Source organism: Sporomusa sp. (assembly GCF_057736855.1).
The window spans coordinates 1-12,984 of record NZ_JBYKYF010000055.1; the positions used below are offsets into that span (position 1 = coordinate 1).

The 12,984-nt window shown below is 44.4% G+C and carries 12 protein-coding genes and 1 riboswitch; of the genes, 5 read left to right on the forward strand and 7 right to left on the reverse strand.

The window, feature by feature from the left end:
* Positions 1 to 93: 93 nt before the first annotated feature.
* Complete coding sequence (locus AC29Z1_RS05655) at positions 94 to 858, reverse strand: DUF3794 domain-containing protein (RefSeq protein WP_488270482.1); 765 nt, start codon at positions 856 to 858, stop codon at positions 94 to 96.
* Positions 859 to 1,158: 300 nt separating this feature from the next.
* Between AC29Z1_RS05655 and AC29Z1_RS05660 the strand changes: the two genes are divergently transcribed.
* From AC29Z1_RS05660 to AC29Z1_RS05670, 3 genes are read left to right on the forward strand one after another with little or no spacing between them, the layout of a single operon-like run.
* Positions 1,159 to 2,868 carry an FAD-binding protein gene (locus tag AC29Z1_RS05660; RefSeq protein ID WP_488270483.1) on the forward strand — a complete coding sequence of 570 codons (1,710 nt, stop codon included), beginning with the start codon at positions 1,159 to 1,161 and terminating at the stop codon, positions 2,866 to 2,868.
* A complete protein-coding gene (locus AC29Z1_RS05665; protein ID WP_488270493.1) occupies positions 2,868 to 3,815 on the forward strand; it encodes a succinate dehydrogenase/fumarate reductase iron-sulfur subunit in 948 nt (315 codons plus the stop codon). Before AC29Z1_RS05660 ends, AC29Z1_RS05665 begins: the two co-directional genes overlap by 1 nt.
* Complete coding sequence (locus AC29Z1_RS05670; protein WP_488270484.1) at positions 3,815 to 4,687, forward strand: CoB--CoM heterodisulfide reductase iron-sulfur subunit B family protein; 873 nt, start codon at positions 3,815 to 3,817, stop codon at positions 4,685 to 4,687. Before AC29Z1_RS05665 ends, AC29Z1_RS05670 begins: the two co-directional genes overlap by 1 nt.
* Positions 4,688 to 4,834: 147 nt before the next feature.
* On the opposite strand, the gene AC29Z1_RS05675 is transcribed toward AC29Z1_RS05670, so the two are convergent.
* Both AC29Z1_RS05675 and AC29Z1_RS05680 read right to left on the reverse strand, forming a co-directional pair.
* A complete protein-coding gene (locus AC29Z1_RS05675) occupies positions 4,835 to 5,749 on the reverse strand; it encodes a uroporphyrinogen decarboxylase family protein (RefSeq protein WP_488270485.1) in 915 nt (304 codons plus the stop codon).
* 211 nt (positions 5,750 to 5,960) lie between these two features.
* Positions 5,961 to 6,188 carry a hypothetical protein gene (locus AC29Z1_RS05680; protein ID WP_488270486.1) on the reverse strand — a complete coding sequence of 76 codons (228 nt, stop codon included), beginning with the start codon at positions 6,186 to 6,188 and terminating at the stop codon, positions 5,961 to 5,963.
* A 129-nt stretch (positions 6,189 to 6,317) separates the two neighbouring features.
* On the opposite strand from AC29Z1_RS05680, the gene AC29Z1_RS05685 reads away from it, so the two are divergent.
* Positions 6,318 to 7,211: a LysR family transcriptional regulator gene (locus AC29Z1_RS05685; protein WP_488270487.1), complete on the forward strand. Its 894-nt coding sequence runs from the start codon at positions 6,318 to 6,320 to the stop codon at positions 7,209 to 7,211.
* Positions 7,212 to 7,408: 197 nt separating this feature from the next.
* A complete protein-coding gene (locus AC29Z1_RS05690; protein ID WP_488270488.1) occupies positions 7,409 to 7,894 on the forward strand; it encodes a CarD family transcriptional regulator in 486 nt (161 codons plus the stop codon).
* Between the two features lie 109 nt (positions 7,895 to 8,003).
* Here AC29Z1_RS05690 and AC29Z1_RS05695 read toward each other — a convergent pair whose 3' ends face one another.
* The 4 genes from AC29Z1_RS05695 to thiC all read right to left on the reverse strand — a co-directional run bounded on the left by AC29Z1_RS05695 (position 8,004) and on the right by thiC (position 12,595).
* Entirely contained in the window at positions 8,004 to 9,266 is a 1,263-nt protein-coding gene (locus AC29Z1_RS05695) for a purple acid phosphatase family protein (RefSeq protein ID WP_488270489.1), read from the reverse strand.
* A gap of 93 nt (positions 9,267 to 9,359) precedes the next feature.
* A complete protein-coding gene (locus AC29Z1_RS05700; protein ID WP_488270490.1) occupies positions 9,360 to 10,688 on the reverse strand; it encodes a methyl-accepting chemotaxis protein in 1,329 nt (442 codons plus the stop codon).
* A 36-nt stretch (positions 10,689 to 10,724) separates the two neighbouring features.
* Positions 10,725 to 11,024, reverse strand: a complete 300-nt coding sequence (locus AC29Z1_RS05705) for a CHASE3 domain-containing protein (protein ID WP_488270491.1) — start codon at positions 11,022 to 11,024, stop codon at positions 10,725 to 10,727.
* 272 nt (positions 11,025 to 11,296) lie between these two features.
* Positions 11,297 to 12,595, reverse strand: a complete 1,299-nt coding sequence (gene thiC / locus AC29Z1_RS05710; RefSeq protein WP_488270492.1) for a phosphomethylpyrimidine synthase ThiC — start codon at positions 12,593 to 12,595, stop codon at positions 11,297 to 11,299.
* 65 nt (positions 12,596 to 12,660) lie between these two features.
* Positions 12,661 to 12,757, reverse strand: a riboswitch (TPP riboswitch).
* Positions 12,758 to 12,984 lie beyond the last annotated feature (227 nt).

Genomic DNA, 12,984 nt, shown 5'->3' on the forward strand with positions numbered 1-12,984 from the left:
AGTAACTGGTTGCAGTTTTTTCTATTTGGGGGCTGTCTTAACGCGACAGCCCCTCCTGTCACTTATCAACCAGCTTTATGATTTCAAAATACATTATCCCTTAGGCTTAGGGGGCAGTCCACCCAGAGGATAACCTAGTGGTTGCAGCATAACTTCCCGGTCAGTCAAAACCTTAACAGTAATCCCCAGTACTACCGACACATCAAATCGACGGGTGCAGGAAAGCGGTGGTTTGTGTGGCTTACAAGGGTGATCGTGGCCGCAATGGTGTGGTTTGCATGTATGCGGAAACTTGTGCTTTTTGAGAGTTTTTAGCTTATGATGGCTATGATGATCACAATCGCAGTGGTCATGACAATCATGATAGTCATCGTTACAAGCAGGGTAATGATGACCATAATCGTCACAATCATTATAATGGTGCCCTTGTTTTTTGAACCAGTGAGCACGGGTATATTCTGCACAATCATAATCTACAAACTCAACCATTACACTAGCATCGGCATCCATGCCCCGCCGTGCTCCTTTAATATCCGCATGCGCAGTAAAACGGATAGGCCACACTTCGACCGCATGCACTGGCTGACGGGGTTGGCAGGCCACATACAAGGCTTTTACCTCAAATTCGCCTCTAACAACCACTTTGTTAGGTATAATATCGAGGCTGGTAATACATAATTTTTTGACAAACACATCCACAATCTGTGCAATTGCAGGTTTGTGGCGCGGTACCACTACATGAACGTCCATTGCTTTTTGCACATTTCGTTCTCCCAACACTTGCTGCACCACAATCGACTTCGGCCCGATCCCAGCAGTGCAGTAATTAGGGCGATCCCATGGTTCTATATGTGTCATTATTACCCTCCTTTCGCATCTTATAACAATATATGCAATCGGACAGAATAAGACACAACATGAAGTGTATACATTTCTAGCTGCTCGCCCATAACACATCAAGCAACTTGCCCACTTATTACGATGTTCACCCATACAACATGTCTTAAAATGTAGATTCTTGCCACGATATTGCAGGAGTAGAAAAGTTCCATGTTGAACAATTGAAAATACTGCAAGTTCTGGCTGCCATTTGTATTGTGCAGGCCAGCTAGCTTACTATTTATTGTACATATTCAATATAATTCATTGAGGTGAATAATGCTTACTTTCGACGTACTTGTCATCGGCAGCGGCGGCGCTGGTATGCGTGCCGCCCTGGAAGCCAGCCTCCAACCAGGTCTGGCTGTCGGCCTGATGACCAAAATGTTTCCCACTCGTTCCGCCACTGGCTGTGCCCAAGGCGGTATCAATGGTTCACTCCAGAATGCTGACCCCAATGATTCCATAGAAAAACATATTTTTGATACAGTAAAGGGCAGTGACTATTTAGGAGACCAGGATGCCATTGAGTATTTTATCGCCAATATGCCTGATGCTATCCGGGAGCTGGACTATTTTGGTGTACCTTTTTCCCGTGATTCACAAGGCAGGATTGCCCAACGTAACTTTGGTGGTGCCTCATCACCCCGTACCTGCTTTTCCGCCGACGTAACTGGTCATGTTATTTTACATACCCTGTATGAGCAGTGCCTGAAACATGACGTAACAATCCTAACCGAGTGGTACCTCCTGCAGATTGTTACCGACCAGGGCAAGCTGTACGGCGTTGTCGCTTATGATCTGAAAGGCGGCCGCATTGTCCCTATTGCTACGAAAGCCATTGTGGTGGCTACAGGTGGGGCCGGACGCATATACTGGCTCAGAACTACCAATCCTTTTACGTCCACTGGTGACGGTATTGCTGCTTGCTTCAACGCAGGTATTCCGATAAAAGACCCAGAATTCGTTCAATTTCATCCCACCGGACTTGCCGGTACAGGTATTCTCATGTCAGAAGCCTCCCGGGGTGAAGGGGGGTATCTTCTCAATAACCAAGGCGAACGATTTATGGCCCGCTATGCACCTGAAAAAATGGAATTAGCCACCCGTGACCTTGTTTCTCAAGCCATTGAGACAGAGATTAAAGAAGGCCGTGGCTTTGGCGAAGGCTTACAAGCCTATGTCCAGTTAGACCTCAGACATCTGGGTCGGGAAAAAATTCTGGAACGCCTGCCCCAAATTCGGGACCTGGCCATCACCTTTGAACAGGTTGACCCCATTCATGAACCAATCCCCATCCGTCCTAGCTGTCACTATAGTATGGGCGGCATTGATGTAATTAACTATCGAACCTGTGCTACCGCGGTAGAAGGAGTATTTGCCGCCGGTGAAGCTGCCTGCGTTTCTGTCCATGGCGCCAACCGCCTTGGAGGTAACTCACTTGCCGATATTATTGCCTTTGGTAAATTTGCTGGACAAGGCGCTGCGAACTTAGCCCAACAGCGAGAAATAGGAAATACCGCCCTTGTCGAACAAGCAGCCAAAGCCTGGAATGATAAGTTTGCAGCCGTTACTACTAGAAGCACCGGAGCTACCATAACCAGCATCCGGGACCGCCTCGCTGAAACCATGTGGAACCGTGTCGGCGTATTCCGTACGGCTGCCGATATGCAAACAGCCCTCACCGTGGTTGACAGTCTGCTTGAGGAATACCAAACCGTCATGGTACCTGATACGAATAAACTGTACAATACCACCTTTGTCAACTACATCGAACTAGGCAACATGCTGACAGTGGCTAAGGCCGTAGTTCTTGGTGCCTTGAACCGCAAAGAAAGCCGCGGCAGCCACTTCCGGGCCGATTTTCCCAACCGTGATGACGTGAACTTTCTCAAACACACCATTGTCACGAAGGAAGGCCCGACGTACAGTATATCTTACCGGCCTGTGGTTATTACCAAATATCCGCCGGCAGAAAGGAAATATTGATGCGCCAGATAACCTATAGAATAAAACGATATGACGGAACCAAGAGCTTCGTGCAGGAATACACGTTTCCCCATCAGTCAGGCAAAACCATTCTCTGGGGGCTAATTCATATCAAGGAAACCTTTGATCCCACCTTGTCTTTCACCGCCGCCTGCCGGTCGGCTGTATGCGGTGCCTGCGCACTCCGCGTCAACGGACAAACTTTTCTGGCCTGTGAAACGCCACTCGATAGCCTTTTGAACCGTTTTGGTGATGTTCTTACCATTGAACCGCTGAACAACTTTGAAGTTATCCGTGACCTTGTTGTAAACTGGGAACCCAAAGCTGAGCGACTAGCCAACTCTAAAACCTGGTTAGTACCCAAAGACGAATTCAGCGCCAAAGAAGGCTGCCGCCAGACAATAGCTGATTTTAAAAAAATCAACACGCAAATTAACTGTATCTTGTGTGGTGCCTGTGCTTCCGAATGTGCTAAGCTTAGTGCTAATGACCAAGATTTTCTGGAGCCTTTCACATATTCTAAGGTATGGAAGTTTATTGCCGATACCCGTGATAAGTCAGCCAAAGAACGTATTGAAACCATCATTGATAAAGGCCTCTGGAAATGCATGCACTGCGTCGAATGTGCCACCAAATGCCCCAAAGGACTCATGCCTGCAACGGATATTGCGCACCTGCGTCAGCTATCAATCAAAATGGGATATATCGATAATCCCGGTGCCCGTCATGCACTAGCTTTCCTCGAAGACATTAAAACTACCGGCCGCTTGAATGAGACTAAATTAGCGGTTAAAACCATTGGTGTATTGGGCTCACTGGCCAAATTCCCGTTTGCGCTCCGCCTGCTTCGCCGCGGTAAGCTCAATCCACTGCATGTTCCCAAAAAGGTGAAAGGACATGAACAAATTACAGCCATCCTCAAGGCAGTAAGGGAGAGTGAAAAATAATGAAATACGCATTTTTTCCCGGCTGTGTGCTTGAAGGAGCGGCAAAAGAAAATTATCTAGCCACAACCGCGGTGGCCAAAGCATTGGGCATTGAACTTGTAGAAATCCCAGGTTGGTCCTGTTGCGGCGCTTCTCATGTCCAGGATATTGATGACTTAGCAGCCACAGCTATCAACGCCCGTAATATTGCCCTTGCCGAACAAATGAACCTGCCGCTACTCACCGTATGCAATACTTGCACCCTTATGCTGCGTAGCGCCAAAGCAAAGCTGGATGGAGGCTTACAGGCGCAAGTGAATGATATTTTGTCTGCTAGCGGTAGCGTTACCTATCAGGGAAACAGCGAAATCACCCATTTACTGTGGGTACTCATAAATGATTACGGTTTAGACAAGCTCCAAAGGTTTGTCAAAAAACCCTTACGCAATCTCAAAGTAGCCGCATTCTACGGCTGTCATATTCTTCGCCCGCCTGCCTTAATGCAATTCGAAGATCACGCCAATCCACAGTCGCTCGAGAAGCTTATCCAAGCGTTAGGCGCCCATCCTGTAGAGTTTTCGGCCAAACTAGCCTGTTGCGGTTTCCATGCCACATATACAGCGGAAACAGATATGATCCGCATTACTGGCGAAACCAACCAATGCGCCGTACAGGCCGGAGCAGACTGCATTGTAACCCCTTGCCCGCTGTGTCAAATGTCATTGGACATGAACCAACCGGAGGGACAGGCTGCTGTAAATTGCCAGCAAGAAATACCCGTCCTCCACCTGGCACAATTGGTAGGACTAGCCCTCGGCTTATTACCGGAAAAGGTAGGAATAAATATGCATATTGCCGGGCGCGAACTCATCAAAGCCAAGGTATATAAATAACCAGAAACAAATAAGGTCGGAAGCCCATGTATCCAAGGGACTCCGACCTTTCCTTATACTCAAGTTCAACCAGAAAGCCGCTCCATGCATATATACTGCTCGCTTATGACACAGCAAATCCCACGCAGCATGCAAGACCTTAGTATATTATACCTTCTGCTCAAGCACAATACTTTGCGCTACTTTATATACTGTCTTAATACTCTCTATGCACATATTTTCGAACAGGCCGCTGCTCGTACCGAAAATTAAGCCGCCATTACGCCCGCCAGCCTGAACAATACGTTGTACACTGCGCTCCAATTCATCAACCTTCCTAACCTCAAGCAATTCGGCCGGATCTAGGTTGCCCCAAAGGCACAAAGTTTGCCCGTATTGTTCTCTGATTGCCCCAATATCCATACCAGCTAATGGATCAATGCATTGTAAACCGTCAAATCCTACTTTCACAATATCATCAAGCACTGACAGTAAGTTGCCGTCAGAATGAAAAAATATCGATAACCCCAATTGCTTGGCATATTCAATCTGACGGGCAAATGAGGGAAACAATCGCTTACGCAGAACGTCTGGGCGAACAATAACCCCTTGATTATAGGCAATATCATCAGCCAATAAAATCCCATTCACGCCATTACTGGCCAACTGTTGCATCAGGGATATGTTCATTTGCTCAACAACCGTTATCAACTCTAATACATCACTATGGCTGCGAACCAGCTTGACCATTAATTCCTCAAAAGCAAATAATTTACTCCCCCAGCCAATCGGTCCGTCAAGTACCGCAAATGTATACAAATCGGTATTGACCCATCGCTCAAGATCTTTAAATTCTGCAGCCTGACTACTGGGAATCTGCTTAGGCGCCAAGGCAAAACAAGGATGTAAACATACGGCATCTAAGCCCATCGTCTGCACAAACTCCAGACGGTGGTCAAATGTTACCACTTCCTGACCGCTCATGGCTTGTATGATTTTGTCAGTTATAACCAGTTCTGCACAGGGAGTACGGTCAACTGGCATTTTGTTTATTGCGGCTGCAACTCGTGTTCGGCGATCCATAAATCCTCCCCAACAAAATATATTAGTATCTACATGGTTCTTCATCCATCATGCCTTCACCTTCTTTTCACATCGACACATTGATCCAAATGAAAAGGACCTGAACTGGTACACTCACCATAGTTCAGGCCCACATATAGTTTTACGCAGTTAATTGAACTCAGAGCGATAAATAATGAATATTTGCAACAAAGTCATCATGACGATACTATTATAATAGATACGTCCCATGTTTTATGTATCTAAGCAACCGTGACCATTTACCACAGTTCAAATCATCACATAGATTATTCGCCAGTTTAGGGCTATGTAATAGTTCTTCGGCACTTTCCATTGTAGCCATATATTTATTGGTCAATATACCGCCTTTGTTTCGTATCTGCGAAACTGAACCCCGCTTAGAATGGGCTACAGCGCCCGACATGTCACTTTGTTGCATACGCTTTTCCCTCCGCAAATTGCTACTTTCGTTTTGAGCATTGACTTATATTATAATCATATTAAGCATATATTTAAAATATAACTTTACTATTTTAATATAGTTTTATACTATACAAGGAGCTAATGTATGGATCTACGGCAATTAGAGTACTTTCATATGGCCAGCCGCTTTAAAAGTATATCCAAAGCAGCTGAACAACTACATGTTGCACAACCTTCAGTATCCATCGCCATTCATAAATTGGAAGAAGAACTTGGCGTACAGTTGTTTGACCGCAGTCAGCGGCAAATTGTCCTCACTGCCGAAGGCTTACTCTTTTCCCAGCGGGTAAATGAAATCCTCGCCCGCATTCAAGAATCAATAACAGAAATGAATGACCTTCGCCTTTTACAAAAAGGAGTTATCAAAATCGGTATCCCGCCGATGATCGGTTCCTTTCTTTTCCCTAATATTTTTGCCCAATTTCGACAACATTATCCGCTCCTTGAACTAAAAGCTATCGAAGGCGGCTCGTTATTAATCCAGAAACTTATCGCGCAAGGTAAACTGGATGTCGGTATTATTAGTACATCAACAGCAGTATCTGGTTTGGAATTTCTGCCGATCACCACAAGTCAAATCCTTGTATGCTTAAATCCCAGCCACCCATTAACTAAACTTGCCAGCATTCCTTTTAGCCAGCTTAAAGATGAACCACTCATCATGCTGAAAGAAGACACGTATATACGCCATCTTATCCAGGCAGAATGTGCTAAACATCACTTTGCTCCAACCATTGTTTTTTCTTCCGTACAAATCGGGACGATTATCGGTTTGATCGAGCAGGGAATCGGTATTTCTCTGCTCTTTGATGCCATCGCCCAAAAACATCCTACTATTCAATTCCGCCCGTTAGCTGAGCCACTATATTGTGAAATCATGTTGGTTTGGAATCCGAAAAGATATCTGTCCAATGCAACGCGAGCCTTTATTGACTTTATCACCAAACTTCATCCCAACCCGCAACCTGTCAATGAGTGAACTTTATTCCGTGTGCGGAAACAATATCAGCTCAGGTACAACGTATCTACGCTTAATAATTTATGTGCAGCCCCAGAAGTTCCATATTTTTCACTGCTAACCTATTGACTGCTATAAATGCGAATGCTATAATAAATTATTTGATATTTTCCCTGGTTTGTGCTATACTCTATGCATAGTAATTAGGGGGTGACTTCATGTTTCAAGTTGGTGATAAGGTGTTCTATCCGATGCATGGTGGAGGTATTATTGAAAAGATTGAAGAAAAAGAGATTTTTGGCCAAACACAACTTTACTATGTTGTAAATATACCTCTTAGAAACATGCAGGTAATGCTCCCGTTGAATAAAACTGAACAACTAGGAATACGACCTATCGTAGATTCCGCTAAACTCGATGCCTTGCTAAGTACCATCCATGACGATAGTGAAATAGCTCCGCCAATGAATGATACGCAAAGGCAGCGGCTAAATATGTCTAAAATCAAGCGTGGCGACATTGACAGCGAAATTGAAGTTATCCGAGATCTTCTGCGCATTAGGAATAAACGCAAATTAGGAATGGCTGACAGGAATATGCTTGATAAAGCCCGGCAGATCCTGATTAGCGAGGTTGTTCTGGCAAAGAACATTCCGCTCGAACAAGCTACCCACTTATTAAACAAAGTGCTTGACGACGAATAAGTAAATAGGATGTAAAATACCTAAAACGGACTTTTGCCGTTTTAGGTATTTTAGTTTATCCGTAAATTTCTCACACTACCCTCTTATGCCCATAAGTCTATTACTGAAACTAAAGCTTCTGTTTCTCCCAGGTATCAATCAAGGTTCCACTTTGCGTAAAGGCCTTGACTTTAAGCAAATTTTCACTGACTTCAACCGTAATATAATTTGGCTCATCGGCTGGATTGTGAAAAAACTCGTGCCATTCTTTAGCAATGATATTCTTGTATGCTTTCGTGCCGCTTCGTCCTGTAGCCACATATACCGTCCCCTGAGCCGGAGTATCAGCCTTGAAACCATTATAAAGCGGAAAAGTTCTGGCATAGGCATGATCATGGGCAGTAAATACAACATCAACATGATAGCTATCAAAAACCGGGCCAAACACCCTGCGAATCGCTATATCACCTTCACCTAGTTTATTATTGTATAATGGGCGATGGATGAAAGCAATTTTCCATTTTTTCTTCGTGGCTTGCAGGTCTTGCTCTAGCCATGCTTTCTGCTGTGCAAGCATATCAGGTACAAATTGTCGCTGCTCGCCCTCTTGGCTATCAAGCATAATAAAATGCACATCACCGTAGTCAAAAAAATATACCTGCCCTTTTAATCCCTCTGGTCCATTAGACGGTAATTTGAATTGTGAAGTAAACAATACCGGCATAGAAAACACACGCTCCGGGGTATAGCATTCATGATTGCCGATGATTGGCATGGCTGGAATTGTATCAATCAGCCCTTTAGCGGCGGCAAACCATTTATTCCAGTGGTTATAATCCTGTCCCACATCTACAAGGTCACCGACATTAATAAAAAAAACAGCATCAGGATGGGCCCTATAAGCATTATGTGCAGTAGTCCCCCAGACTTTGTAATTACTACTCTGTGAATCACCAAAAACCAGAAACTTAAACGAACGAGGCATGGATGGCGCTGTAGAAAAATAAGCTGGCTCACTCCAGCCTTCCGGTCCGCCTACCCGGTAGATGTAACGTGTACCTGGTTTCAAACCTGTCAGCATCACCGAATGGATCCCAAAATCACCAGTGTTGGTATTCAGTCCTGTTATTCTGGCCGCTACCGTGATCGCCTGCTGAGGAAATAACTGGCTATGAATGGCTTCCGCATACTGCACCTGTCCTCCGACAACCGTAGCACTGGTGCGCCAGGTAATAGTCTGAGTGGTTTCAGGATCCCCCTCCCAAGTTAGTGTAATATGTTCAGGTGCAGCCACAACGCCAGCAGCTGCGGTGGAAAATAGCGCTGAGAAAGTTCCCAACACCACCATGACAACCAAACATAGTATAGGTAACCGTGTTTTCAGCTTACGCATTTGTATCCTCCCAATTTTTGCTTGTTAAAGAAGAAGACGAACCTGCATTTAGTGGATATCCTAAATGCAGGTTTTTTATGATAGACCATATTGTTATACCTTGAACCGATTAACAGCCGCCTGCAAATCCTGAGCTAACTTGGCTAAAGCTTCGCTGGAAGAAGCGATTTCCTCCATGGCAGCCGATTGTTCTTCGGTAGCCGCCGATACACTTTGGGTTTCAGAAGCAATAGTACGGCTAGTTTTATCAATTTCGTGAATAGAGCTTACAATCTGCTGAGTGCCTGCAGCTATTTGCTGAACAGTGGAAGACACTTCCCGGATTTGACCAGTAACTTGCTCAACCAGGGCAATAATTTCTTTAAATGCAACACCAGCCGAATCAACAACCAGTGCTCCCTCTTTAACCTCGTGAGTTCCAGCATTCATCGCAACAACAGCCTTATCTGTATCTACCTGGATAGTAGTGATTAATTCTGCAATTTGTTTGGCTGCTTCTTGGGATTGTTCAGCAAGCTTGCGCACTTCTTCGGCTACTACCGCAAATCCACGGCCTTGTTCACCCGCTCTAGCAGCTTCAATAGCAGCATTTAACGCCAATAAATTGGTTTGACCGGCAATTCCAGAAATTGTGCTGACAATTTGACCAATTTCTTTAGAACGTTCCCCTAATTCAGCAACAACAGCCGCTGATCGATTTACGGTTTTCTCAATTTCCGCCATCTTGTTTATTGCCTGGTCAACTGCTTTGCCGCCTTCCTGGGCTGCTTTTGCTGTTTTCTCCGACATAGCAGCAACCGTATTGGCGTTGGCTGCCGCCTGCTGAACACCGGCTGATAATTGATCTACCACCGTCATTGTTCTATCGATACTGCGCATTTCCTCTTCGGTGCCCTGAGCAACTGAGGTAATACTTTGCGCCACCTGACCGGCAGCACGGGCAGTCTGTTCAGCACTGGCACTCAATTCCTCACTGCTTGACGCTACTTGCTCGGCACTACCCATTACATTCCGAATAACTTCCCGCATATTTTGGGCCATAGCGTTAAATGCACCGGCAATCTCACCTAATTCATCCTTAGAGATATAGTTTACCGGTTTAGTAAAGTCACCGGCAGCATACACACGTGCCACATCTATAACTTCCTTAAACGGCCGGCGTAACCGCAGCGCCAAAGCAACAAAAATTCCACTGACCACCAGTACCAGCAAACTGACTATAATGTTCATAGACCGCACATTGATCGCCTGGGCTATAGACTGCTCACTGGCTGTCTTTAAGGCTTTGACATTTGCCTGCGACAAATCTTGCAATTCCTTATGAATATCTGCAGCCATTGGTGCCAGAGTGCTTTGGGCAACCAGCGGGTTGATTTTTCCTTCTAATACTTTGTTAATGCCGGCATCATATTCCTCTATCATAGATAAAACAGACTCTAGTGCTATTTTATTGGTTTCTCACTCCAACTCAATAGATTTTCTTAACAACTCTTTGGTGGTTTCAATTCTATCTCTATATATGTTTATTTGCTTTTCGTCACGCGAAATGAGATAAGCACGATATGAGCCGGACGCATTAGAAAAATTATAAACTGCCTCTAATTGGAATACAGCACGGTCCATTGATTTATCAACAATATTTTCGTTTTCGATAATATGTAACAACCCAAATATGGAATACCCTGTTAGAAGAATTACTCCTACCAGCATGATAATGTACCCTGCAATTATCCGTTGTACAATTCCCAGCTTCAACATACCATGAATCATCCTCCATAGGTTAACTGCGTATTAGCCTCTTTTACAAAATCACATTAGAACAGTATACAGTGCTATGTGTTTGCCATCTAGCCCAGAATCTTTCTCAACCATCACCTTTACCAAAGAGTATTAATTTATCTTTTTTCTACAATTTTCTCCAAATTCCTTTTTTAGTAATTACCATAGGAAAAGGGTACCGCAACCACTAAGAAGTTCCCTTAGCAGATTGCCGCACCCTCATACTATTAACTACCCTAAACACATTTTATTTATAAAATACTCAAGTCTTCGCCGTTAAGAATCTTCTTCATATTTTTCATCGGACACATCTTTCCACACATAGTACAGGTATCCTCACATTCTGGCATAGATTCTCCCCGGTATCTTCTGGCCTTTTCCGGATCAATGGCCAACTCGATCATCCGCGGAAAATCTACATCAGCCCGGGCAGCGCTCATTTGATTATCCCAGTCGCGGGCACCTGGAATTCCTTTGGCAATATCAGCAGCGTGAGCAGCAATACGCGCGGCAATAATTCCCTCTTTCATATCATCCAAATTCGGTAGGCGGAGATGTTCGGCCGGAGTTACATAGCAAAGGAAGTCTGCCCCATTAGCGGCAGCAATAGCACCGCCAATCGCACTGGTGATATGGTCATAACCAGGAGCGATATCAGTAACTAACGGGCCTAGCACATAAAATGGAGCACCATGACATAATCGCTTCTGCAACAGCATGTTGGCTGCAATTTCATTAATCGCCATATGGCCAGGACCTTCAATCATAATTTGTACATTTCTTTCCCAGGCTCGTTTTGTTAATTCGCCAAGCGTAATAAGTTCCTCAATTTGCGCAGCATCGGTAGAATCATTAATCGATCCAGGACGACAGGCGTCACCTAAACTAATGGTAACATCATATTTTTCGCAAATATCCAGCAGGCGGTCATAATACTCGTAAAAAGGGTTTTCCTGGTTGTTAAGTTCCATCCAGGCAAATAGCAGCGAACCGCCCCGAGAAACAATGTTGGTAAGCCGTTTGTTCCTTTTGACCCGTTCAGCGGTTTGGCGATTTATGCCACAATGAATGGTCATAAAATCTACACCATCTTCAGCATGACGTTCAACAACCGTGAAGAACTCATCCACCGTGATATCTTTCAAGTCCTTATCAAGCATCCCGACTGCATCATACATGGGGACGGTGCCAATCATTATCGGAGACATTTCAATAAGTTTGCGGCGAAATTCCTGAGTCTTGCCGTAACAGCTTAAGTCCATAATGGCATCTGCTTTAAGCTCAATAGCTTTTTTAGCTTTTTCTAATTCCAGTTCAATGTCACAACAATCTTTAGATACACCGATGTTGACATTAATTTTGGTGCGTAGCTTTTCGCCAACCCCTTTCGGGCTAAGGTTGGTGTGGTGTTTGTTGGCAGGAATAACGACCTTGCCACTTGCCACTAACTGGCAAAGCAGCTCAATATCGATATTTTCCTCCTGTGCAACGCTACGCATCTGGTCAGTAATGATACCTTTTTTAGCAGCATCCATTTGCGTGGTATACATGTTTTTCCCCTTCCTCCATAAGTAAATTTTTCAGCTATAGCAGAGGTGAGGGTGTTATCAAGCTTATTTATGATAAAAAGCTTTCCTACGGTGGTACTAACCACATCAGGTTCAAGGGTTGGATGTGAATCCTCTCAGCCGTGGGCACCCCTAGCTATAACTAATTAATGGCAATATTTTACTATTCGTTTCTTTTGTCCAATTTCCTGCTTGCAACTAATAAGAGTTTTATTATGTTTATTTTCTTTATTTTCTTAAAGCGGATAAAGAGATCTAAAAAAGCTTCAACATTTATCCATGATAGCCGCAACACTTCCTAAGCAGACGGAGATATTGACTTTCTATAATAGTATTAAAAATAAGTAATTGGAAATTAATTACCTGCTACA

Excerpts from the sequence above, each read along its gene's own strand:
- AC29Z1_RS05655 (WP_488270482.1), bottom strand. The coding sequence starts at position 858 with ATGACACATATAGAACCATGGGATCGCCCTAATTACTGCACTGCTGGG.
- AC29Z1_RS05660 (WP_488270483.1), top strand. The coding sequence starts at position 1,159 with ATGCTTACTTTCGACGTACTTGTCATCGGCAGCGGCGGCGCTGGTATG.
- AC29Z1_RS05665 (WP_488270493.1), top strand. The coding sequence starts at position 2,868 with ATGCGCCAGATAACCTATAGAATAAAACGATATGACGGAACCAAGAGC.
- AC29Z1_RS05670 (WP_488270484.1), top strand. The coding sequence starts at position 3,815 with ATGAAATACGCATTTTTTCCCGGCTGTGTGCTTGAAGGAGCGGCAAAA.
- AC29Z1_RS05675 (WP_488270485.1), bottom strand. The coding sequence starts at position 5,749 with ATGGATCGCCGAACACGAGTTGCAGCCGCAATAAACAAAATGCCAGTT.
- AC29Z1_RS05680 (WP_488270486.1), bottom strand. The coding sequence starts at position 6,188 with ATGCAACAAAGTGACATGTCGGGCGCTGTAGCCCATTCTAAGCGGGGT.
- AC29Z1_RS05685 (WP_488270487.1), top strand. The coding sequence starts at position 6,318 with ATGGATCTACGGCAATTAGAGTACTTTCATATGGCCAGCCGCTTTAAA.
- AC29Z1_RS05690 (WP_488270488.1), top strand. The coding sequence starts at position 7,409 with ATGTTTCAAGTTGGTGATAAGGTGTTCTATCCGATGCATGGTGGAGGT.
- AC29Z1_RS05695 (WP_488270489.1), bottom strand. The coding sequence starts at position 9,266 with ATGCGTAAGCTGAAAACACGGTTACCTATACTATGTTTGGTTGTCATG.
- AC29Z1_RS05700 (WP_488270490.1), bottom strand. The coding sequence starts at position 10,688 with ATGATAGAGGAATATGATGCCGGCATTAACAAAGTATTAGAAGGAAAA.
- AC29Z1_RS05705 (WP_488270491.1), bottom strand. The coding sequence starts at position 11,024 with ATGTTGAAGCTGGGAATTGTACAACGGATAATTGCAGGGTACATTATC.
- thiC (WP_488270492.1), bottom strand. The coding sequence starts at position 12,595 with ATGTATACCACGCAAATGGATGCTGCTAAAAAAGGTATCATTACTGAC.